Consider the following 20,989-nt stretch of genomic DNA (forward strand, 5'->3'; position numbering starts at 1 on the left):
CATGAAAAAGACAATCGCATTGCTGGCGCTGGGCTTAATGACCCAGGCCCATGCAGAGGACATTCAGATCCAGATGACGGGAAATATTTACGCCAATACCTGCATCATCGACACCGCCAGCAGAAATTTGACGGTGGATCTGGGTCGGGCAGTTTTAAAGACGTGGGCGATACCGGCGAGTGGAAAGATTTCTCGCTGTCGGTATCACATTGTCCGGCGACGCTCGCGCTCGCCACCGCATTTTTCTACGGTCAGCCAGACAACACTCATCCGACAAAATTTGCCAATACCGGCACCGCAAAGGGGCTGGCGCTGGAGCTGGCAGATCGTCAGGACAAAATATTAATCGCCCCGCAGGCGGCATTTAACGCCGCCATTAATCCGAGTGACCATACCGCCACGTTTCCGTTGTCCGCACGCTATTACGCCACCGCCATGCCCGTCACGGCTGGCACCTTCAGCAGCGTTGTGCAGGTGACATTCACTTACCAGTAGGAGCGCGCCTCTTAGCATGGATGCTTTTTCGACGCCCGGCAGACCGTTTAGCCGGGCGTTTTTTTACCTCCGGCACGTCCGGCTGCTCAATCGGGAACACCGGCAGCGCATTCAGCAGCCGTTGACCATAGTTTTTGGTGAGCAGACGTTTATCGTAAATCACCACCTCGCCCCAGCAGCCGTGGCTACGAATCAGTCGTCCCACCTGCTGGATCAGGTTAAACGACGCCGCAGGCAGGCTTTGCACCTCAAACGGATAGCGGTTAAGGCTTTTCAGCCACTCGCCTTCGGTGATCACCACCGGGCTGTCGATGGGCGGGAAGGCGATTTTATGGATGTGCACCTGCGTCAGGTAGTCACCTTTCAGATCCAGACCTTCCGCAAAAGACTGTAACCCCACCAGCACGCTGCGTTCGCCGTTATCAATGCGCTTACGGTGGGTTTCCACCAGGCGGTAGCGCGGCTGATCGCCCTGTACCAGCAGGAGCAGTCGCAGATCGGTCACGTGCTCAAGAAAGCGCTGCATCGCGCGCCCGCTGGCAAACAGTACCAGCATGCCGGGGTATTTTTTGCTCTCGACCTGTTCGCGGAAGTAGGCCGCCATTTCCGCAATATGCTGCTCTTCGTTGTCGATAAGCGGCTCATAGTGCATGCGCGGAATGACCAGCTTGCCCTGTTCGCAGTGGTTAAACGGCGAGTCGAGGGCCACAAAACGGTCCCCCGCTTTCTCTTTCAGGCCGCTCATCTCCTGCAACCTTGAGAAGCTGTTCAGGGAACGCAGGGTCGCTGACGTCACCACCACGTGCGGCACGCTGCGCCAGATCAGCTTTTCCAGCTGATCGGCCACGCGGATGCCTACGCAGTGGAAGAACAGGTGTACCTGTCCGTCCCGCACTTCGCGGGTGGCCCACTTCGTTACCGGCGCACCGGACGCCTGCGCCATCGAGGCCAGCCGCCAGAGCTTGCTCTGCGCCTCAAACATGCCCAGCGCACGGTTCATTTGCAGCAGAATGCGGTGCAAACGCACCACGTCATGGCTACCGGTTTTCTCGCTGAGATCGTTCAAGAACATCTCCGCCAGCCCGCGCAGCTTTTCGAGGTGCTTCGCCAGCTGCTGGCAAATCTCCATCACCTCTTCCGGAAGCTCCCCCATCGCAAAGCGGTGTTCCGCTTCCTGGGTCGCGGGAAGATACAAATTCAGAATATTATTCAGCGAGGAGATAAGGCCGTACACCTCTTCGCAGTGCTCGCTCAACCGCTCCGGGACCGCCAGCGGCGGCGTGGTTTTCGGGCGGAACTGCTCCATGCAGGTTGCCACCAGCTTGCAGAACAGATCCAGTTGCAGGCGAAACCACGGGGCGGTAATTTCCGCGCTCATCTCCAGCGCATCCCGCGCCACGTCCGGCAGATGGTGGCCTTCATCGAGCACCAGCAGCAGGTTTTTTGGCTCCGGTAGCACCGCTTCGCTCTCCAGCGCGGCCATCACCAGCGCGTGGTTTGCCACCACCACTTCCGCCTCCTGAATTTCACGCCGGGCGACAAAGAACGGGCATTCGCGGTAGTAGTGACAGTTGCGGTTCAGGCAGCTCGCTTTATCGGTGCTGAGCCTGCGCCACAGGTCGTCGCCAATCGCCTGGCTGGTGTGATCCCGCAGGCCGTCCCACCTGTAGCCGTCGAGATCGGCCTTCAGCTTTGCGCACTGCTCCTGCTCCGCCTTGTTATTTGGCGTCAGTTCGTCATCCAGAAACGCGAGCAGATCCTGCTGCGAAGGTTCACTACTGCCCAGCGCCGCCAGATTGCGCGGGCAGACGTAGCGCCCGCGACCAAAGGCGGCGGTGAACCGCAGGTCGGGGATAATTTTGCGTAAAAGGGGTAAATCTTTACTGAAGATCTGATCCTGCAAGGCGACGTTCGCGGTGCTGACCACCAGCGTTTTGTCCTCCTCCCGCGCAATGGCAATGCCGGGAATGAGGTACGACAGGGTTTTCCCGACGCCGGTTGGGGCTTCAATCGCCAGATGTCGCCCGTCGTCCCCGGCGAGCGTTTTTGCCACGTCGGCAATCATCTGCCGCTGCGGCGCTCGGGGGATAAAATCGGGGATCTGCTGTTGTAGCGCCTTATACCATGCGCCAATTTGCGCCTTGAGCGCAGCGGTTAAAGCCATTGGAAAACCTGAAATACTGTATAAACAGCCACTATTGTGGCACTTTCTTTTCGCTGCCGCAAAAAGAAAAGCCCGGCTTTACGACCGGGCTTCCAGATTACTGCGGGTTAGCAGGTTTACGCGGGCGGCGTCGGCGCTGCCCTTCCCCTGCCGGCTTCCCTTCGCCGCTGCGCCATGGGTTTTCACCGGCCGGTTTGCTGTCGTTATTACGACGCGGCGGTTTGCCCGAAGATTTCGGCGCGCCGCCTTCGGCACGACGCGGCTGCTGGCCACGACCACCACCGCCCTGACCGCGACCGCCACCCTGACGACCGTTCTGAATCGGCTCGGCTTTGATCGACGGATCCACTTCATACCCCGGGGTTTCAATACGCGGGATCTCTTTCTTCAGCAGGCGTTCAATGTCGCGCAGCAGCTTGTGCTCGTCCACGCAGACCAGAGAGAGCGCTTCGCCGGTTGCCGCCGCACGACCGGTACGGCCGATACGGTGAACGTAGTCTTCCGGCACGTTTGGCAGCTCGTAGTTCACCACATGCGGCAGCTCTTCAATATCCAGACCACGGGCGGCGATGTCGGTCGCCACCAGCACACGGATGTCGCCGGATTTGAAGTCCGCCAGCGCACGGGTACGCGCGCCCTGGCTCTTGTTACCGTGAATGGCAGCGCTGCGGATGCCGTCTTTATTCAGCTGTTCCGCCAGGTGGTTCGCACCGTGCTTAGTGCGGGTAAAGACCAGCACCTGCTGCCAGTTGCCCTGGCCGATCATCTGGGAGAGCAGTTCCCGCTTGCGCTTCTTATCAACGAAGTGAACGTGCTGCGTCACCTGTTCGGAGGCGGTGTTGCGGCGCGCGACTTCCACCTCCAGCGGGTTATGCAGCAGCTTTTCCGCCAGCGCCTTGATCTCGTCGGAGAAGGTCGCGGAGAAGAGCAGGTTCTGACGACGCGCAGGCAGTTTAGCCAGCACGCGGCGAATGTCGTGAATAAAGCCCATGTCGAGCATGCGGTCGGCTTCGTCCAGCACCAGAATTTCGATGCTATCCAGCTTCACCGCGTTCTGGTGTTCGAGATCCAGCAGACGTCCCGGCGTTGCCACCAGCACGTCCACGCCGCCGCGCAGCTTCATCATCTGCGGGTTAATGCTGACCCCGCCGAAAACCACCAGCGAACGAATGTTGAGATAGCGGCTGTACTCACGCACGTTCTCGCCAATCTGGGCCGCCAGCTCGCGGGTTGGGGTGAGGATCAGCGCACGCACCGGGCGACGGCCTTTGGCGTGCGGCTGGTTTTTCACCAGCAGCTCTAACAGCGGCAGGGTAAAGCCCGCGGTCTTACCGGTACCGGTCTGCGCGCTTGCCATCAGGTCACGGCCCTGCAAAACAGCCGGAATAGCCTGCTGCTGGATAGGGGTTGGCTCAACGTAGCCCTGCTCTGCGATGGCGCGCAGAATTTCCGGGTTCAGACCAAGGGAATCAAAAGACATAAAAACTCCGAACCGCCCCGACCATCACAGGTGTAGTTTTCAGGGAGATATAACGAATAGAAGGACAAAAACCACAATGTCGCGAAGGTGCGGAGTGTAGCAGCTTTTGTGACGTGGCGCATAAAATATCCCCGGGGATGACTCGACGGATGGGCGAATCAGGCATAATCTTAATCAATCGATTGATTAATTTTTAATGCTGCCATGAATACAACCCCAACGACAACCAAAGGTGAACAGGCGAAAAGTCAGCTTATCGCCGCCGCGCTGGCGCAGTTTGGCGAGTATGGCCTGCATGCCACCACGCGGGATATTGCCGCTCAGGCGGGACAGAATATTGCGGCCATCACCTACTATTTTGGCTCAAAAGAGGATTTATACCTCGCCTGCGCCCAGTGGATCGCGGATTTTATCGGCACCAGCTTTCGTCCTCACGTTGAAGAGGCCAGCGGGCTGCTGAGCCAGCCGACGCCGGATCGTAACGCTATCAGGCAGCTTATTCTCAATGCCTGTCACAACATGATCCGCCTGCTGACGCACGACGATACGCTGAACCTGAGCAAGTTTATCTCCCGCGAGCAGCTCTCCCCCACAGCCGCTTATCAACTGGTACACGATCAGGTGATTGCCCCGATGCACAGCCATCTGACCCGACTGATCGCCGCCTATACCGGACGGGACGCCGGTGATACCGAGACCATTTTGCATACCCACGCCCTGCTGGGCGAAGTGCTCGCCTTCCGTCTGGGGCGTGAGACCATCCTGTTACGTACGGGCTGGACACAATTCGATGAGGATAAAGCCGCGCAAATTAGCCAGGTCATTACCTGTCACGTTGATCTGATCCTGCAAGGCTTAACGCAAAGGAGCCAGAAGTCATGAAAAAACCTGTCGCCATCATTCTGGTGGTTGTTGTCTTGCTTGCTGCGGGAATCGGCGGCTGGCTGTGGTATCAGAGCCAGCAGGATCGTGGCCTGACGCTGTACGGCAACGTGGATATCCGCACCGTGAATATGAGCTTCCGCGTCGGCGGGCGGCTGGCCTCGCTGAGCGTTGACGAAGGCGATACCATCAAAGCCGGGCAGACGCTGGGGATGCTGGACAAAGCCCCGTTTGAGAACGCGCTGATGCAGGCAAAAGCAGGCGTCTCCGTCGCGCAGGCGCAGTATGACCTGATGCTGGCGGGCTATCGTGATGAAGAGATCTCCCAGGCCGCCGCTGCCGTTAAGCAGGCAAAAGCCGCCTATGACTATGCGCAGAACTTCTATAACCGTCAGCAAGGCTTATGGAAAAGCCGCACTATTTCCGCCAACGATCTGGAAAACGCGCGCTCGTCCCGCGACCAGGCGCAGGCGACGCTGAAATCGGCCCAGGATAAGTTAAGCCAGTACCGCACCGGTAACCGCGCGCAGGACATTGCCCAGGCGAAGGCCAGCCTTGAGCAGGCGCAGGCGCAGTTAGCCCAGGCGGAGCTGGACCTGCACGACACCACGTTAATTGCGCCGTCTGACGGCACGCTGATGACCCGCGCCGTGGAGCCGGGCAGCATGCTCAGCGCGGGCAGCACCGTGTTAACGCTCTCCTTAACCCGTCCGGTGTGGGTGCGCGCTTACATTGATGAGCCGAATCTTGGCCAGATGCAGCCGGGCCGCGAACTGCTGCTTTATACCGACGGTCGCCCGGACACGCCGTATCACGGCAAAGTGGGCTTCGTCTCCCCTACCGCCGAGTTTACGCCAAAAACCGTTGAAACCCCGGACCTGCGTACCGACCTGATGTACCGCCTGCGCATCATCGTCACCGACGCGGACGACGCGCTGCGTCAGGGCATGCCTGTAACCGTGACCTTAAACGACGGGGAACGACATGAATGATGCGGTTATCCAGCTCACCAATCTGGTCAAACGCTTCCCGGGAATGGCTAAACCGGCGGTCGCGCCGCTGAACTGTACGATTCAGAAAGGCTATGTGACCGGGCTGGTGGGGCCGGACGGCGCGGGTAAAACCACGCTGATGCGCATGCTGGCGGGATTGCTGAAGCCGGATGAAGGCAGCGCCAGCGTGCTTGGCCTCGATCCGATCAAAGACGACGCGGCGCTTCACGGTATGCTCGGCTATATGCCGCAGAAGTTTGGTCTGTATGAAGATCTGACCGTGATGGAAAACCTCAATCTGTATGCGGATCTGCGCAGTGTCACCGGCGAAACCCGGCAGAAAACCTTTGAGCGTCTGCTGGCGTTTACCTCCCTCGGCCCGTTCACCGACCGGCTGGCGGGCAAACTCTCCGGCGGGATGAAGCAGAAGCTGGGGCTGGCCTGCACGCTGGTGGGCGAACCGAAGGTGCTGTTGCTGGATGAACCCGGCGTGGGCGTGGACCCTATTTCCCGCCGCGAACTGTGGCAGATGGTGCACGAGCTGGCGGGCGACGGGATGCTGATCCTCTGGAGTACCTCTTACCTGGATGAAGCAGAGCAGTGCCGCGACGTGCTGCTGATGAACGAAGGGGAACTGCTCTATCAGGGTGAACCCACCGAGCTGACGCAAACCATGGCCGGGCGCAGTTTCCTGCTGCACAGCCCGCAGGAGTCCAACCGCACGCTGCTGCAACGGGTGCTGAAGCTGCCCCAGGTGAGCGACGGGATGATTCAGGGCCGTTCGGTGCGCGTGATCCTCAAAAAAGAGGCCACCGCCGATGATATCCGGCGGGCGCAGGGTATGCCTGAACTCGACATGACAGAGACCACACCGCGCTTTGAAGATGCGTTTATCGATCTGCTGGGCGGGGCGGGAACCTCGGAGTCGCCGCTTGGCGCCATCCTGCACACGGTGGAAGGTACGCCGGGCGAAACGGTGATTGAAGCGAAATCGCTCACCAAAAAATTCGGCGATTTCGCCGCCACCGATAACGTCAATTTTGCCGTGAAGCGCGGCGAGATTTTTGGCCTGCTCGGGCCGAACGGTGCGGGGAAATCCACCACCTTTAAGATGATGTGTGGCCTGCTGGTCCCTACTTCCGGCAAAGCGCTGGTGCTGGACATGGATCTGAAGGTCAGCTCCGGCAAGGCGCGCCAGCACCTGGGCTATATGGCGCAGAAGTTTTCACTCTACGGCAACCTGACGGTCGAGCAAAATCTGCGATTTTTCTCCGGCGTCTACGGCCTGCGGGGACGGGCGCAGAACGAGAAGATTCGTCGCATGTGCGACGCCTTTGGCCTGACCGATATTGCCTCACACGCGACCGACGCCCTGCCGCTTGGCTTCAAACAGCGGCTGGCGCTGGCCTGCTCGCTGATGCACGAGCCGGATATCCTGTTTCTCGATGAACCCACCTCTGGCGTGGATCCCCTCACCCGCCGCGAATTCTGGCTGCATATCAACAGCATGGTGGAAAAAGGCGTGACCGTGATGGTGACCACCCACTTCATGGATGAGGCGGAGTACTGCGACCGCATCGGGCTGGTCTATCGCGGCAAGCTGATCGCCCACGGCACGCCGGATGACCTGAAAGCGCAGGCCGCCGACGACGCACAGCCAGACCCGACCATGGAGCAGGCGTTTATCACCCTCATCCACGACTGGGATAAGGAGAATGCCCATGCGCAGTAACGCCCTTTCCTGGCGCCGGGTGCGCGCCCTGTGCATCAAAGAGACGCGGCAGATCGTGCGTGACCCCAGCAGCTGGCTGATTGCGGTGGTGATCCCCCTGCTGCTGCTGTTTATTTTTGGCTACGGCATTAACCTCGACTCCAGCAAGCTGCGGGTCGGGATCTTGCTGGAGCAGCAGAGCGAAGAGGCGCTGGATTTCACCCACGCCATGACCGGCTCGCCCTACATCGACGCCACCATCAGCGACAACCGCCAGGAACTGATCCAGAAAATGCAGGCCGGGAAAATTCGCGGCCTGATCGTCATTCCTGTCGATTTCGCCGCCAACATGGCGCGACCGGGTGCCGATGCGCCGATCCAGGTGATCACCGACGGCAGCGAGCCGAATACCGCGAATTTTGTGCAGGGCTATGCGGAGGGGATCTGGCAGCTGTGGCAAATGCAGCGGGCGGAAGATCGGGGCGAAGAATTTAAACCGCTGATCGACGTGCAGACGCGCTACTGGTTTAACCCCGCCGCCATCAGCCAGCACTTTATTATCCCGGGGGCGGTGACGATTATCATGACGGTGATTGGCGCGATCCTCACCTCGCTGGTCATCGCCCGCGAATGGGAGCGCGGCACCATGGAGGCGCTGCTCTCCACCGAAGTGACGCGCGTCGAGCTTTTGCTCTGCAAGCTGATCCCCTACTACTTCCTCGGCATGCTGGCGATGCTGCTGTGTATGCTGGTCTCGGTATTTATTCTCGGCGTGCCGTACCGCGGTTCGCTGGTGGTGCTGTTCTTTATCACCAGCCTGTTTTTACTCAGCACGCTGGGGATGGGGCTGTTAATTTCCACCATCACCCGTAACCAGTTTAACGCCGCACAGGTGGCGCTTAACGCCGCCTTCCTGCCGTCGATTATGCTCTCCGGCTTTATCTTCCAGATAGACAGCATGCCAGCAGTGATCCGCGCCGTGACCTACATCATTCCGGCGCGCTACTTTGTGAGCACCCTGCAAAGCCTGTTCCTGGCGGGGAATATCCCCGTAGTGTTGATTATCAATACCCTGTTTTTGCTGGCGTCGGCGGTGATGTTTATCGGGCTGACGTGGATGAAAACGAAAAGAAGATTAGATTAGCCATCGGATTTTGTAGGTCGGGTAAGCGTAGCGCCACCCGACAGGAGGACGACGCGATGTTTCACCGTTTATGGACCTTGATCCGCAAAGAGCTGCAATCGCTGCTGCGTGAGCCGCAGACCCGCGCCATTCTGGTGTTGCCGGTCTTGCTCCAGGTTTTACTGTTTCCGTTTGCCGCCACGCTGGAGGTCACCAACGCCACCATCGCCATTTACAACGAAGACAACGGCAAGCATTCCGTCGAGCTGACCCAGCGTTTCGCCCGCGCCAAAGCCTTTACCCATGTCCTGCTGTTGCAAAGCCCGCAGGCCATCCAGCCCACCATCGACACGCAGAAAGCATTATTGCTGGTGCGCTTCCCGGCGGACTTCTCCCGTAACCTGGATACCTTCCAGACCGCACCGATGCAGCTGATCCTCGACGGGCGTAACTCTAACAGCGCCCAGATTGCGGCAAACTATCTGCAACAGGTGGTGAAGGATTACCAGCAGGAATTAATGACAGGCAAACCCAAACCCAACAACAGCGAGCTGGTGGTGCGCAACTGGTACAACCCGAATCTGGACTACAAGTGGTTTGTGGTGCCGTCGCTGATCGCCATGATCACCACCATTGGCGTGATGATCGTCACCTCGCTGTCCGTGGCGCGCGAACGTGAGCAAGGTACGCTGGATCAGCTGCTGATCTCGCCGCTCGCCACCTGGCAGATATTTGTCGGCAAGGCGGTGCCAGCGCTGATCGTCGCCACCTTCCAGGCCACCATCGTACTGGGCGTCGGAATTTGGGCGTACCAGATCCCGTTTGCCGGATCGCTGGCGCTGTTTTACTTCACGATGGTGATTTACGGCCTGTCGCTGGTTGGGTTTGGGCTGCTGATTTCCGCGCTCTGCTCAACGCAGCAGCAGGCGTTTATCGGGGTGTTTGTCTTTATGATGCCGGCGATTTTGCTTTCAGGGTACGTTTCGCCAGTGGAGAACATGCCGGTGTGGTTACAGAATTTGACGTGGATAAACCCGATTCGTCATTTCACGGATATCACCAAGCAAATCTATCTGAAGGATGCGAGTCTGGATATTGTGTGGGGAAGTTTGTGGCCGCTACTGGTCATCGCGGCCACAACGGGCTCAGTGGCCTATGCGATGTTTAGACGAAACATCGCGTAGTTTTTTCTCTTTGGTGAGCAACGACACCACCGCGGGTCCTGCGAGGATAGCCAGACCCGCGAGGGCCAGCAGCAGGTTGTTTTGCAGCACGCGTGACAACAGCCACAGGACGATCATTGCCGCACCAAAATACCAGGTGGTGGTGAGCTCTTCGAGCACATCACCCACTTCACGCCAGCGCGCGTCGTGGTGACGCTGTAAAAACAGCATCGACAGCACGGTCACGCCGTAAAGCACACATAACCCTAAGCCGACGCGCACCAGCGTGCCGCTCATCCAGCCCATCACCAGTACGGCCACGACCAGTAAATGCAACATAATCTGCCAGCAACTCAAACCGGTTGCGACACGAACGCGTTGTTGCCACTTCATGGCTTCTCTCCTGAAGGATTTTTCTCTGCTAGTTCAGACTACCGCACTTTACGGAAAATTCCGTAACGCCGCATCTTTTTGTGACGCCTACTACACTTTATTTTCATCGGGATAGTCACCCAGGAAGGTGTTTATGAGCAAAAAAACGCAGCATTTCTCGCTTAAGGTGCTGACGATAAACATTCATAAGGGCTTCACAGCATTTAACCGCCGCTTCATTTTACCGGAGCTGCGCGACGCGGTACGCACCGTCAGCGCCGATATTGTCTGCCTCCAGGAGGTCATGGGCGCACACGAGGTGCACCCGATGCATTTCGAAAACTGGCCCGACACGCCCCATTACGAGTTTCTGGCGGATACCATGTGGAGCGATTACGCCTACGGGCGCAATGCGGTCTACCCGGAGGGGCATCACGGTAACGCGGTACTGTCGCGTTTTCCTATCGAGCATTATGAGAACCGGGACGTCTCGGTTGGCGAAAGCGAAAAACGCGGGCTGTTATACTGCCGCATCACGCCCCCGGCGCTCGATTTTCCCATTCATGTCGGCTGTGTTCATCTTGGCCTGCGTGAAGCCCACCGTCAGGCCCAGCTACAGATGCTGGCAGACTGGACCAATGCGCTGCCGGAGGGCGAGCCCGTTGTCGTGGCCGGTGATTTCAATGACTGGCGACAGCGTGCCAACCATCCGCTAAAGGTACATGCGGGGCTGGAGGAGATTTTTACCCGCGCACGCGGTCGCCCCGCGCGGACGTTTCCGGTGCGCTTCCCCCTGCTGCGCCTTGACCGCATCTACGTAAAAAATGCCCACGCCAGCAGCCCGACGGCGCTGGCTTTACTCAACTGGCGACATCTCTCCGACCATGCCCCACTCAGCGCGGAGATCCACTTATGAAATGCACATGGCAGGAAGGTAACCGTATTACGCTGCTGGAAAATGGCGATAACTATTATCCGGCGGTTTTTGAGGCGATTAGCCACGCACAGCAGAAAGTTTTTCTGGAAACGTTTATCTGGTTTGAAGACGACGTGGGCAGGCAGTTGCACAGCGCACTGCTGCATGCCGCCCGTCGCGGGATAAAAATCGAGGTTCTGCTTGACGGATATGGCTCGCCGGATCTTAGCGATGATTTTGTGAATGAACTCACCGCCGCAGGGGTGGTGTTCCGCTATTACGATCCCGGCCCACGTCTGTTCGGCATGCGCACCAATCTGTTCCGTCGGATGCACCGCAAAATTGTGGTGGTGGATGAAAAGGTGGCCTTCGTTGGCGGCATCAACTACTCCGCCGAGCATATGTCGGATTACGGCCCTGAGGCTAAACAGGACTACGCGATCCGCATCGAAGGACCGGTAGTTCAGGACATCCAGCTGTTCGTGCTGGAAAATTTACCCGGCAAAGAGGCCGTTCGCCGCTGGTGGCGACGCCGTCATCGCCCGGAGGAGAACCGCAAGCCCGGCGAAGCGCAGGCGCTGTTTGTCTGGCGGGATAACGAGGAGCACCGAGATGATATTGAACGTCATTACCTGAAGATGCTGGCGAACGCGAAGCGCGAGGTGATTATCGCCAATGCCTATTTCTTCCCCGGCTACCGGATTTTGCACGCCATGCGCAACGCGGCCCGACGCGGCGTGACCGTGAAGCTCATCGTGCAGGGCGAGCCGGATATGCCGATTGTGAAGGTCGGCGCGCGTTTGCTCTATCGCTATCTGGTCAAAAGCGGCGTGCAGATCTATGAATATCGCCGCCGCCCGCTGCACGGCAAAGTGGCCGTGATGGATGACCACTGGGCGACCGTCGGCTCCAGTAACCTCGATCCGCTGAGCTTATCGCTCAACCTGGAAGCGAACCTGATCATCCACGATCGCCAGTTTAACCAGACCCTGCGCGATAACCTTCAGGGTCTTATCACCCGAGACTGCGTTCGGGTGGATGAATCTATGGTGCCAAAACGCAGCTGGTGGAACGTGGGCATCGGCGTGGTGGTGTTCCACTTCCTGCGCCACTTCCCGGCCATGGTGGGCTGGCTGCCCGCCCATACGCCGAAACTGGCGCTGGTGGATCCGCCTGTGCAACCCGAAATGGAAACCCAGGACCGCGTAGAGGCGGAAGATGGAGGGAAAACCTGATGTCGAAATCTCATCCTCGCTGGCGGCTGGCGAAAAAAATCCTGACCTGGCTGTTCTTCATCGCCGTCGCGGTCCTGCTAGTGGTGTATGCCCAAAAGGTGGACTGGGAAGAGGTGTGGAAAGTGATCCGCAACTACAACCGGACGGTCCTGCTGGGGGCCGTTGGGCTGGTGATTGTGAGCTACCTGATGTACGGCTGCTATGACCTGCTGGGGCGCGCCTACTGCGGGCATAAGCTTGCCAAACGGCAGGTTATGCTGGTCTCGTTCATCTGCTACGCCTTTAACCTGACGCTGAGCACCTGGGTGGGCGGGATTGGCATGCGCTATCGCCTGTATTCCCGCCTGGGCTTACCGGGCGGCACCATTACGCGCATTTTCTCGCTGAGTATCACCACCAACTGGCTGGGGTATATCTTGCTCGGCGGGGTGATTTTCACCATTGGCGTGGTACAGCTGCCTGCGCACTGGTATATCGATGAAGCTACCCTGCGCATTCTGGGCATCGTACTGCTGCTGATCATTGCCGCCTACCTGTGGGCCTGCGCCTTTGCCAAACGTCGCCATATGACCATTAAAGGCCAGAAGCTGGTGCTGCCGTCGTGGAAGTTTGCCGTCCTGCAAATGGTGGTTTCCAGCGCCAACTGGATGGCGATGGGGGCCATTATCTGGCTGTTGATTGGCGAAGATGTGAATTACTTCTTCGTGCTGGGCGTGCTGCTGGTAAGCAGTATTGCCGGGGTCATTGTGCATATTCCGGCGGGGATCGGCGTACTGGAAGCGGTGTTTATCGCGCTGCTTGCGGGGGAGCATGTTTCTCACGGGACGATTATCGCCGCCCTGCTCGCCTACCGCATGATCTATTACTTCCTGCCGCTGGCGCTGGCAACGGTCTGTTATCTGGTGCTGGAGAGTCGGGCGAAGAAGCTGCGGGCGAAGAACGAGAGAATGTTAGCGAAGTGAATAAGTCGGGTGGCGGCTTCGCCTTACCCGACCTACGGTTCGCCTTTCGTAGGCCGGGTAAGGCGAAGCCGCCACCCGGCAAAACAACCCTAGCGACGGTTGCCAAAAATCCGCAGCAGCATCAGGAACAGGTTGATGAAGTCCAGATAAAGCGTCAGCGCGCCCAGAATTGAGTATTTGCGCAGGTTTGAACTGTCGCGAACGTCAATTTGTTCACCGATATTTTTCAGCTTCTGGGTGTCGTAGGCGGTCAAGCCAACGAAGATCACCACCCCGATATAGGTCACTGCCCACATCAGCGCTTCACTCTTCAGCCACAGGTTTACCAGCGACGCCAGCACAATCCCGATCAGCCCCATAAACAGCATGCTGCCGAAACCGCTCAGGTCGCGTTTGGTGGTGTAACCGTACAGGCTCATCACACCGAACATCCCGCCGGTGACGACAAAGGTGCTGGCAATGGAGGAGTAGGTGTAGACGATGAAAATACTGGAGAGCGTCAGCCCGGTCAGCGCTGAATAGAGCATAAACAGCGTGGTCGCCATGCCCGCGCTGAGCTTGTGCACCAGCCCGGAGAGCACGAACACCAGCGCCAGTTGCGCAATAATCAGCCCAAAGAAGGTGATTTTGCTGGAGAAGATGAACATCATCAGTTCAGGCGTGTTTGCCGCATACCACGCGATAAACGCGGTAAGCAGCAGGCCGACCGTCATCCAGCCATACACCTGAGCCATGTAGGTTTGCAGCCCGCTACGGGTCTGCTGAACTATCGAATCGGAACGCGGAAATCGGTCCATGATTCACTCCTGATTAAGTAAACACACACGTTAAGACTAACACATCCACGTAAACCTGTTACCAGCGGCTGGCTGCCTGTTTATCGCTGTCCCGCGATTCCACCCAGCGCTCACCTTCCGGCGTCGCTTCACGCTTCCAGAACGGCGCTTTGGTTTTGAGGTAATCCATGATGAACTCCCCCGCCGCAAAAGCACTCCCGCGATGGGCGCTGGTGACGCCGACAAACACAATCTCTTCACCGGGCCACATTTCGCCGATGCGATGGATAACCGTAAGGCGCCCGAGCGGCCAGCGGCCTCGCGCCTCTTCGACAATGGCCGCCAGCGATTTCTCGGTCATCCCCGGATAGTGCTCCAGCGTCAGCGCTTTTACGCTGTCGCCGAGATTATGATTACGCACTTTCCCGGTAAACGTCACGACCGCGCCGTCTTCGTCGCGCCCGGCCAGCCACTCATATTCCGTGCCCACGTTAAAACGCTCATGGCCGACCAGAATTCGGGTTTCCGTCATCTTAACCCCCTGTGACCGGCGGGAAGAAGGCCACTTCGTCCCCTTCAGCCAGCGGGTGGTTCAGCTCCACCAGCGTCTGATTCACCGCGGCCAGCAGTTTGCTTTCGTCCAGCGCCAGCGCCCAGCGGTCGCCTTGCGCCGCCAGATGCGCACGCAGGGCGGCGACATTTTCAAAAGTGCCGTCCAGCGTCAGGCTGTCGGTATTGACCAGCTCGCGGACCTGGGCAAAAAAGAGCACCTTAATCATGGCTTTCCACCTTAAAATCGCCGGATTTGCCGCCGCTTTTTGCCAGCAGACGCACCGGGCCAATCACCATATCTTTCTGCACCGCTTTACACATATCGTAGATGGTCAGCGCCGCCACGGAGGCCGCCGTCAACGCCTCCATCTCCACGCCGGTTTTCCCGGTTAAGCGACACAGGGATTCAATACGCACGAGGTTATGCTCCGGCTGTGCCTGCAAATTCACCTCTACCTTGCTGAGCATCAGCGGATGGCAGAGCGGGATTAAATCCCAGGTACGTTTGGCGGCCTGAATTCCGGCGATGCGCGCGGTGGCAAAAACATCCCCCTTGTGATGGCTGCCGTCGATGATCATCGCCAGCGTTTCGGGCAGCATGGTGACGAACGCTTCCGCGCGCGCCTCGCGCACCGTTTCGGCCTTGGCGGAGACATCCACCATATGCGCTTCGCCAGCGGCGTTAATGTGGGTCAGTTGTGACATAGCTTATTTCTTTAAATGGGGATGGAAATTACACGGACGGGTACGGGCATCCAGCTGCGGGGCAATAATGTTTTCCCACGCGGTGCGGCAGGCTTTGGTCGACCCCGGCATGGCGAAAATCAGCGTCCTGTTCGCCACCCCCGCGACGGCACGGGACTGAAGCGTAGAGGTGCCAATCTCTTCAAACGAGAGCATACGGAACACTTCGCCGAAGCCTTCCACTTCGCGATCGAACAGCGGGATCAGCGCTTCTGGCGCCTGGTCGCCTGCGGTAAAGCCGGTGCCGCCGGTGATCAGCACCACCTGGACGTCATCGCTCGCAATCCACTGTGAGACCTGAGCGCGAATGGCGTAACGGTTCTCTTTGACGATCGCTTTATCAACGATCTGGTGTCCGGCTTCGTGTGCCGCCTCGCGCAGCCAGTGGCCGGAGGTATCATCCTCTTCACCACGACGATCGGAAACGGTAAGAATAGCAATGCGTGTCGGGATAAATTCCGCGCTTACCTGACTCATCTTCTGGTTCCTTCTAAAGCCTGATTACCCGCCGATATAGGACAGGTTCTGAGTAATGCCGGTGTTGCCCTGATGCAGGAAATGGGTCTGTTTTTTGTGCGTCAGGGCCTCGGAAATGCGGGCTTCAAGCGCCTCCTGCTGGGCGTCGTCTTCCAGCAAATCGCGCAGATCGACGCCGCCATCCCCGAACAGGCAGAGGTGCAGCTTGCCGACGGAGGAGACGCGCAGGCGGTTGCAGCTGGCACAGAAATCTTTCTCATAGGGCATGATAAGCCCAATCTCACCTTCATAATCCGGGTGACAAAAGACCTGTGCCGGGCCATCGCTGCGCTGGCGGATCTGGTGGATCCAGCCGCGTTTCAGCAGCTCGTCGCGCAAGACCATGCCGGAGATGTGATGCCGACGGAACAGCTCGCTGCCCTCCCCGGTCTCCATCAGCTCAATGAAACGCAGTTGAATGCGCCGCGGTTTGATCCACGCCAGGAAAGTGTCCAGCTGATGGTGGTTCACATCACGCATCAACACGGTATTGACTTTGACCTTGTCGAAACCGGCGGTGAATGCGGCATCGATGCCGTCCATCACCTGGCGGAACTTGTCCTGGCCGGTAATGGCGTGGAACTGACGGGCGTCCAGGCTATCGACGCTGACGTTGATCGCCGTCAGCCCCGCATCGCGCCAGTTCGCCACGTCACGCGCCATGCGGTAACCGTTGGTGGTCACCGCAATCTGGCGGATACGTTCGTTTTCACGCACGGCGGCAATGATGTCAGGGAAATCACGACGCAGGGAGGGTTCGCCCCCGGTCAGACGCACTTTTTCCGTACCGAGTTCCGAAAACGCGCGCGTGACGCGGCGTACTTCATCCACGGAGAGAAAGCCGTTATTAGTGACGCTGCCCGGCTTGTAGCCATCGGGCAGGCAGTAGGTGCAACGGAAGTTGCACACGTCGGTAATAGACAGACGTAAGTAGAAAAACTTACGCGCGAAAGCATCAGTAAGTTGTGAAGCCATGTACACCTTTCCAGATCGGGAGGCACAGTCATTTCTTTCTGTACCCTGGTGGCAAAACCGCCACGGCCAGGGCGCCATATCTCTCGACACAGGCGCCAGGGCTAGAGTGTATGTTTTCAGTGTTGAAAACAGGGTTATGGCGATAGTAGCGTGGAAATCACCACTTCGCCATTATCGCTTTTCGCTATATAAATTTATATATAGCGGCGTTATCGTGCATTTTCACTACAGAATACGCATAAACAGCGCTTTCGCATTGATATACGTCATTATGGAAGGTAAGAGGCATCGTCTTTTAGGAGTAGTTGCGTTACTGTGACGCAAGCTAAACAGGATAAGGAATAGGTATGCGCAATCGCACTTTTGCGGATCTGGACCGCGTGGTCGCTCTTGGCGGAGGACACGGTCTGGGACGGGTTATGTCGTCGTTATCGTCACTCGGCTCACGCCTGACGGGCATCGTGACAACAACGGACAACGGCGGCTCAACCGGGCGGATCCGACGTGCTGAAGGCGGGATCGCCTGGGGTGACATGCGCAACTGTCTCAACCAGCTCATCACAGAGCCAAGCGTGGCTTCCGCGATGTTTGAGTATCGTTTTGGCGGGAATGGCGAACTTTCAGGCCATAACCTCGGAAATCTGATGTTAAAGGCGCTGGATCACCTGAGCGTGCGCCCTCTGGAAGCGATAAATTTAATTCGTAACCTGCTGAAGGTGGATGCGTTGCTGATCCCGATGTCCGAACAGCCGGTGGATTTAATGGCGATCGATGCTGAAGATCACGAAGTCTACGGCGAAGTTAACATCGACCAGCTTCTGCTGCCGCCAAAAGAGCTGATGACCTATCCCAGCGTACCCGCAACGCGTGAGGCGGTAGAGGCGATTGGCGAGGCCGATCTGATCCTGATTGGGCCGGGGAGTTTTTATACCAGCCTGATGCCGATCCTGCTGGTGAAAGAGCTGGCGCAGGCGCTACGCAGAACGCCCGCGCCCATGGTCTATATCGGTAATTTAGGCCGCGAACTCAGTCCGGCGGCGGCAAGCCTGTCGCTGGCGGACAAGCTGGACCTGATGGAACAGTACGTTGGTAAGAAAATTATCGATGGTGTCGTGGTCGGGCCGAAAGTGGATGTGTCGGGGATTGGCGATCGCGTGGTAGTACAGGAGCCGCTGGAAGCCAGCGATATTAAATATCGCCACGATCGCCACCTGCTGCGCGAGGCGCTGGAAAAGGCGATTCAGGCGTTGGGTTAGGTTCGCTCTGTGCGGCCTGATGCCCTCACCCCAGCCCTCTCCCACGGGGCTGAGGAATCCCCACAAATTAATGCGAGCAGTGAACCATCCCCTCGCCCCTTTGGGGAGAGGGTTAGGGTGAGGGGCACATACGGCGGTAGTGGTCATTCCGTTCACGTTATGTTCCTTGCTACTCTGTAAGCATATGACCGGTGAACGTGCCAGGGCGGCTCAATCGCCACCGCCCTGGCTACCCGGGCTACCGGCGGTAAATCGCCGCTTCGCGGTGCCCTCAGCTTATTCCTTCAGGCTATCGGGTCGGGCATGAGCCTGCATCCATGCAGGCCACGCCCTCTCGGCGCATCCCTGCGCCTCGCCCCGGCCTTACGGAAACGCTTCGGCGATTTACAGCCGGACCAGGACGTAGCTGCAAGCCATCGTTCATTCTGAAAGTCGCTTTATTGCTTCAGCTTAAAAATTACTGGGGATCCCTCAGCCCACGGGGAGAGGGGGAATACACGCCGCTTTACCTATGATGCCGCAATAAACAGATCCCGCAACTGATGCAGCTGATCGCGGATTTGCGCGGCCTCTTCGAACTCCAGATTCTGCGCATGCTGCATCATTTGCCCTTCCAGCTCGTGGATCTTCTGCTGCAACGCTTTCGGCGTCAGCGCGACGGTATCCTCTTCCACCACTGAACGGGCCTTGCCGCGGCCTTTCGCTTTGGTCTTCGCAATGTTCTGGCCCAGCGCCAGGATATCCACCACCTTCTTGTTCAGCCCTTGCGGCGTAATGCCGTGCTCTTCGTTGTAGCGCTGCTGCTTCTCGCGACGACGTTCCGTTTCGCCAATCGCTTTGGCCATCGACGGGGTGATTTTATCCCCGTACAGAATCGCCTTGCCGTTGACGTTACGCGCGGCGCGGCCAATGGTCTGGATCAGCGAGCGCTCGGAACGCAGGAAGCCCTCTTTGTCCGCGTCCAGAATCGCCACCAGCGACACCTCCGGCATATCCAGACCTTCTCGCAGAAGGTTGATACCCACCAGCACGTCGAACTCGCCCAGACGCAAATCGCGGATAATCTCCATACGCTCCACGGTATCGATATCCGAGTGCAGATACCGCACCTTCTCGCCGTGTTCCTCCAGATACTCGGTTAAATCTTCCGCCATACGTTTGGTGAGCGTGGTGACCAGCACGCGTTCGTTGATGGCGGAACGGGCACGTATTTCCGAGAGCAGATCGTCCACCTGCGTCGCCACCGGACGCACCTCGATAATCGGATCCAGCAGCCCGGTTGGACGCACCACCTGGTCCACCACGTCATCACCGGATTTTTCCAGCTCGTAGTTGCCCGGCGTCGCCGAGACGTAAATGGTCTGCGGGGCAAGCGCCTCAAATTCTTCAAACTTCATCGGACGGTTGTCCAGCGCTGAAGGCAGTCGGAACCCGTACTCCACCAGCGTCTCTTTACGCGCGCGGTCACCGCGGTACATCCCGCCGATCTGGGGGATCGTAACGTGGGATTCGTCGATCACCAGCAGGCCGTCCGCCGGAAGGTAGTCAAACAGCGTCGGCGGCGCTTCGCCCGGCCCGCGCCCGGAGAGGTAGCGCGAGTAGTTTTCGATGCCGGAGCAGTAGCCCAGCTCGTTCATCATCTCCAGATCGAACTGGGTGCGCTGGCTCAGGCGTTGCTCTTCCAGCAGCTTATTGTTCGCCAGCAGCACCTTGCGGCGGTCCGCCAGCTCGATTTTGATCTCCTCCATCGCCTGCACGATACGCTCGCGCGGCGTCACGTAGTGCGTTTTCGGGTAGATGGTGAAGCGCTGGATGACAGACTCAACGTGACCGGTCAACGGATCGAACAGCGACAGGCGTTCAACCTCTTCGTCGAACAGCTCCACGCGCAGCGCCATGTCGTCCGATTCCGCGGGGAAGATATCAATCACCTCGCCGCGCACGCGGAAGGTGCCGCGCTGGAACGCCTGATCGTTACGGGTGTACTGCAACTCCGCCAGGCGGCGCAAAATCGCACGCTGATCGATGATCATCCCCTGCGTCAGGTGCAGCATCATCTTGAGATAGAGATCCGGATCGCCCAGACCGTAGATCGCCGACACCGAGGCCACCACCACCACATCGCGGCGCTCAAGCAGCGCCTTGGTCGCCGACAAACGCATCTGCTCAATGTGTTCGTTCACCGAGGCATCTTTTTCGATAAACGTGTCGGAGCTGGGGACGTAGGCTTCCGGCTGGTAGTAGTCGTAGTAGGAGACAAAATATTCCACCGCGTTTTCCGGGAAGAACTCTTTCATTTCGCCATACAGCTGCGCCGCCAGCGTTTTGTTTGGCGCGAGAACCATGGTCGGACGCTGGAGATCGGCAATGACGTTGGCAATGGTGAAGGTTTTGCCCGAACCGGTTACCCCCAGCAGGGTCTGGTGCGCCAGCCCGTCTTCCAGCCCCTCTTCCAGGCGACGAATAGCCTCGGGCTGATCCCCGGAAGGACGGAAAGCAGAATTCAATTTGAACGGTTTACTCATGGGCGACGACCTGATGACAGAATAAGCGGCAGGTGAGTAATTTTACTCGTTGTGGCCAGGATTGCCAGTAAAAAACACTGGATGAAAAACCAGTAGCGTGTCAGGATATTTAGCGTAGCACAGAGCGGATTAGTGCGTTCGCGAGCCAAA

19 protein-coding genes, 1 pseudogene and 1 riboswitch are annotated in these 20,989 nt (G+C 58.2%); of the genes and pseudogenes, 10 read left to right on the forward strand and 10 right to left on the reverse strand.

Features of this window, described 5'->3' with window-relative positions; all coding sequences use genetic code 11:
* Nucleotide 1 precedes the first annotated feature (1 nt).
* Nucleotides 2-495: pseudogene (locus ACOTX7_RS05215) on the forward strand (fimbrial protein).
* Here ACOTX7_RS05215 and dinG read toward each other — a convergent pair.
* Both dinG and rhlE read right to left on the reverse strand, forming a co-directional pair.
* Nucleotides 482-2,659: an ATP-dependent DNA helicase DinG gene (dinG, locus tag ACOTX7_RS05220; RefSeq protein ID WP_221257120.1), complete on the reverse strand. Its 2,178-nt coding sequence runs from the start codon at nt 2,657-2,659 to the stop codon at nt 482-484. The pseudogene ACOTX7_RS05215 and the gene dinG overlap by 14 nt on opposite strands.
* A gap of 97 nt (nt 2,660-2,756) precedes the next feature.
* Nucleotides 2,757-4,139 carry an ATP-dependent RNA helicase RhlE gene (gene rhlE, locus ACOTX7_RS05225; protein WP_006809516.1) on the reverse strand — a complete coding sequence of 461 codons (1,383 nt, stop codon included), beginning with the start codon at nt 4,137-4,139 and terminating at the stop codon, nt 2,757-2,759.
* 204 nt (nt 4,140-4,343) lie between these two features.
* On the opposite strand from rhlE, the gene cecR reads away from it, so the two are divergent.
* Genes cecR through ACOTX7_RS05250 form a run of 5 tightly spaced genes read left to right on the forward strand, consistent with a single transcriptional unit; the run spans nt 4,344 to nt 10,031 of the window.
* Nucleotides 4,344-5,021: a transcriptional regulator CecR gene (gene cecR, locus ACOTX7_RS05230; RefSeq protein ID WP_221257119.1), complete on the forward strand. Its 678-nt coding sequence runs from the start codon at nt 4,344-4,346 to the stop codon at nt 5,019-5,021.
* Nucleotides 5,018-6,013: a secretion protein HlyD gene (gene hlyD / locus ACOTX7_RS05235; RefSeq protein WP_221257118.1), complete on the forward strand. Its 996-nt coding sequence runs from the start codon at nt 5,018-5,020 to the stop codon at nt 6,011-6,013. Before cecR ends, hlyD begins: the two co-directional genes overlap by 4 nt.
* Entirely contained in the window at nt 6,006-7,745 is a 1,740-nt protein-coding gene (locus ACOTX7_RS05240; protein ID WP_221257117.1) for an ATP-binding cassette domain-containing protein, read from the forward strand. The genes hlyD and ACOTX7_RS05240 overlap by 8 nt, the downstream gene beginning before the upstream one ends.
* Entirely contained in the window at nt 7,735-8,868 is a 1,134-nt protein-coding gene (locus ACOTX7_RS05245) for an ABC transporter permease (protein ID WP_047354274.1), read from the forward strand. Before ACOTX7_RS05240 ends, ACOTX7_RS05245 begins: the two co-directional genes overlap by 11 nt.
* A gap of 56 nt (nt 8,869-8,924) precedes the next feature.
* Nucleotides 8,925-10,031, forward strand: a complete 1,107-nt coding sequence (locus ACOTX7_RS05250; protein ID WP_221257116.1) for an ABC transporter permease — start codon at nt 8,925-8,927, stop codon at nt 10,029-10,031.
* Here the strand turns inward: ACOTX7_RS05250 and ACOTX7_RS05255 are convergent.
* The gene (locus ACOTX7_RS05255; RefSeq protein WP_006809522.1) at nt 9,993-10,403 is read right to left on the reverse strand and encodes a YbhQ family protein; all 411 of its coding nucleotides are present in this window, start codon (nt 10,401-10,403) and stop codon (nt 9,993-9,995) included. The genes ACOTX7_RS05250 and ACOTX7_RS05255 overlap by 39 nt on opposite strands.
* Nucleotides 10,404-10,536: 133 nt before the next feature.
* Between ACOTX7_RS05255 and ACOTX7_RS05260 the strand changes: the two genes are divergently transcribed.
* From ACOTX7_RS05260 to ACOTX7_RS05270, 3 genes are read left to right on the forward strand one after another with little or no spacing between them, the layout of a single operon-like run.
* Entirely contained in the window at nt 10,537-11,298 is a 762-nt protein-coding gene (locus ACOTX7_RS05260; protein WP_006809523.1) for an endonuclease/exonuclease/phosphatase family protein, read from the forward strand.
* On the forward strand, nt 11,295-12,533 hold the full coding sequence (gene clsB, locus ACOTX7_RS05265) for a cardiolipin synthase ClsB (RefSeq protein ID WP_006809524.1): 1,239 nt from the start codon (nt 11,295-11,297) through the stop codon (nt 12,531-12,533). The genes ACOTX7_RS05260 and clsB overlap by 4 nt, the downstream gene beginning before the upstream one ends.
* Nucleotides 12,533-13,495, forward strand: coding sequence for a lysylphosphatidylglycerol synthase domain-containing protein (locus ACOTX7_RS05270; RefSeq protein WP_015571080.1), 963 nt, complete (start codon nt 12,533-12,535; stop codon nt 13,493-13,495). Before clsB ends, ACOTX7_RS05270 begins: the two co-directional genes overlap by 1 nt.
* A gap of 89 nt (nt 13,496-13,584) precedes the next feature.
* Here the strand turns inward: ACOTX7_RS05270 and ACOTX7_RS05275 are convergent, their stop codons facing one another.
* From ACOTX7_RS05275 to moaA, 6 genes are all read right to left on the reverse strand, one after another.
* Nucleotides 13,585-14,292: a Bax inhibitor-1/YccA family protein gene (locus ACOTX7_RS05275; protein ID WP_047354271.1), complete on the reverse strand. Its 708-nt coding sequence runs from the start codon at nt 14,290-14,292 to the stop codon at nt 13,585-13,587.
* A 58-nt stretch (nt 14,293-14,350) separates the two neighbouring features.
* Nucleotides 14,351-14,803, reverse strand: coding sequence for a molybdopterin synthase catalytic subunit MoaE (gene moaE, locus ACOTX7_RS05280; RefSeq protein WP_221257115.1), 453 nt, complete (start codon nt 14,801-14,803; stop codon nt 14,351-14,353).
* A 1-nt stretch (nt 14,804) separates the two neighbouring features.
* Nucleotides 14,805-15,050 carry a molybdopterin synthase sulfur carrier subunit gene (gene moaD, locus ACOTX7_RS05285; protein WP_221257114.1) on the reverse strand — a complete coding sequence of 82 codons (246 nt, stop codon included), beginning with the start codon at nt 15,048-15,050 and terminating at the stop codon, nt 14,805-14,807.
* A complete protein-coding gene (gene moaC / locus ACOTX7_RS05290; protein WP_421626064.1) occupies nt 15,043-15,528 on the reverse strand; it encodes a cyclic pyranopterin monophosphate synthase MoaC in 486 nt (161 codons plus the stop codon). Before moaC ends, moaD begins: the two co-directional genes overlap by 8 nt.
* A 3-nt stretch (nt 15,529-15,531) precedes the next feature.
* The gene (moaB, locus tag ACOTX7_RS05295) at nt 15,532-16,044 is read right to left on the reverse strand and encodes a molybdenum cofactor biosynthesis protein B (RefSeq protein ID WP_006809529.1); all 513 of its coding nucleotides are present in this window, start codon (nt 16,042-16,044) and stop codon (nt 15,532-15,534) included.
* A gap of 24 nt (nt 16,045-16,068) precedes the next feature.
* Nucleotides 16,069-17,058, reverse strand: a complete 990-nt coding sequence (moaA, locus tag ACOTX7_RS05300; protein WP_213826421.1) for a GTP 3',8-cyclase MoaA — start codon at nt 17,056-17,058, stop codon at nt 16,069-16,071.
* A riboswitch (molybdenum cofactor riboswitch) is annotated at nt 17,046-17,179 on the reverse strand. Its footprint overlaps the gene before it by 13 nt.
* A 226-nt stretch (nt 17,180-17,405) precedes the next feature.
* On the opposite strand from moaA, the gene yvcK reads away from it, so the two are divergent.
* Nucleotides 17,406-18,314 (forward strand): uridine diphosphate-N-acetylglucosamine-binding protein YvcK, encoded by a 909-nt coding sequence (gene yvcK / locus ACOTX7_RS05305; protein ID WP_006809531.1) that lies wholly within the window; start codon nt 17,406-17,408, stop codon nt 18,312-18,314.
* 509 nt (nt 18,315-18,823) lie between these two features.
* On the opposite strand, the gene uvrB is transcribed toward yvcK, so the two are convergent.
* Entirely contained in the window at nt 18,824-20,839 is a 2,016-nt protein-coding gene (gene uvrB / locus ACOTX7_RS05310) for an excinuclease ABC subunit UvrB (RefSeq protein ID WP_003858519.1), read from the reverse strand.
* Between the last annotated feature and the right edge of the window lie 150 nt (nt 20,840-20,989).

This window comes from Enterobacter cloacae complex sp. IR5418 (genome assembly GCF_049238105.1).
In the GTDB taxonomy this organism is placed as follows: Bacteria; Pseudomonadota; Gammaproteobacteria; order Enterobacterales; family Enterobacteriaceae; genus Enterobacter; species Enterobacter hormaechei.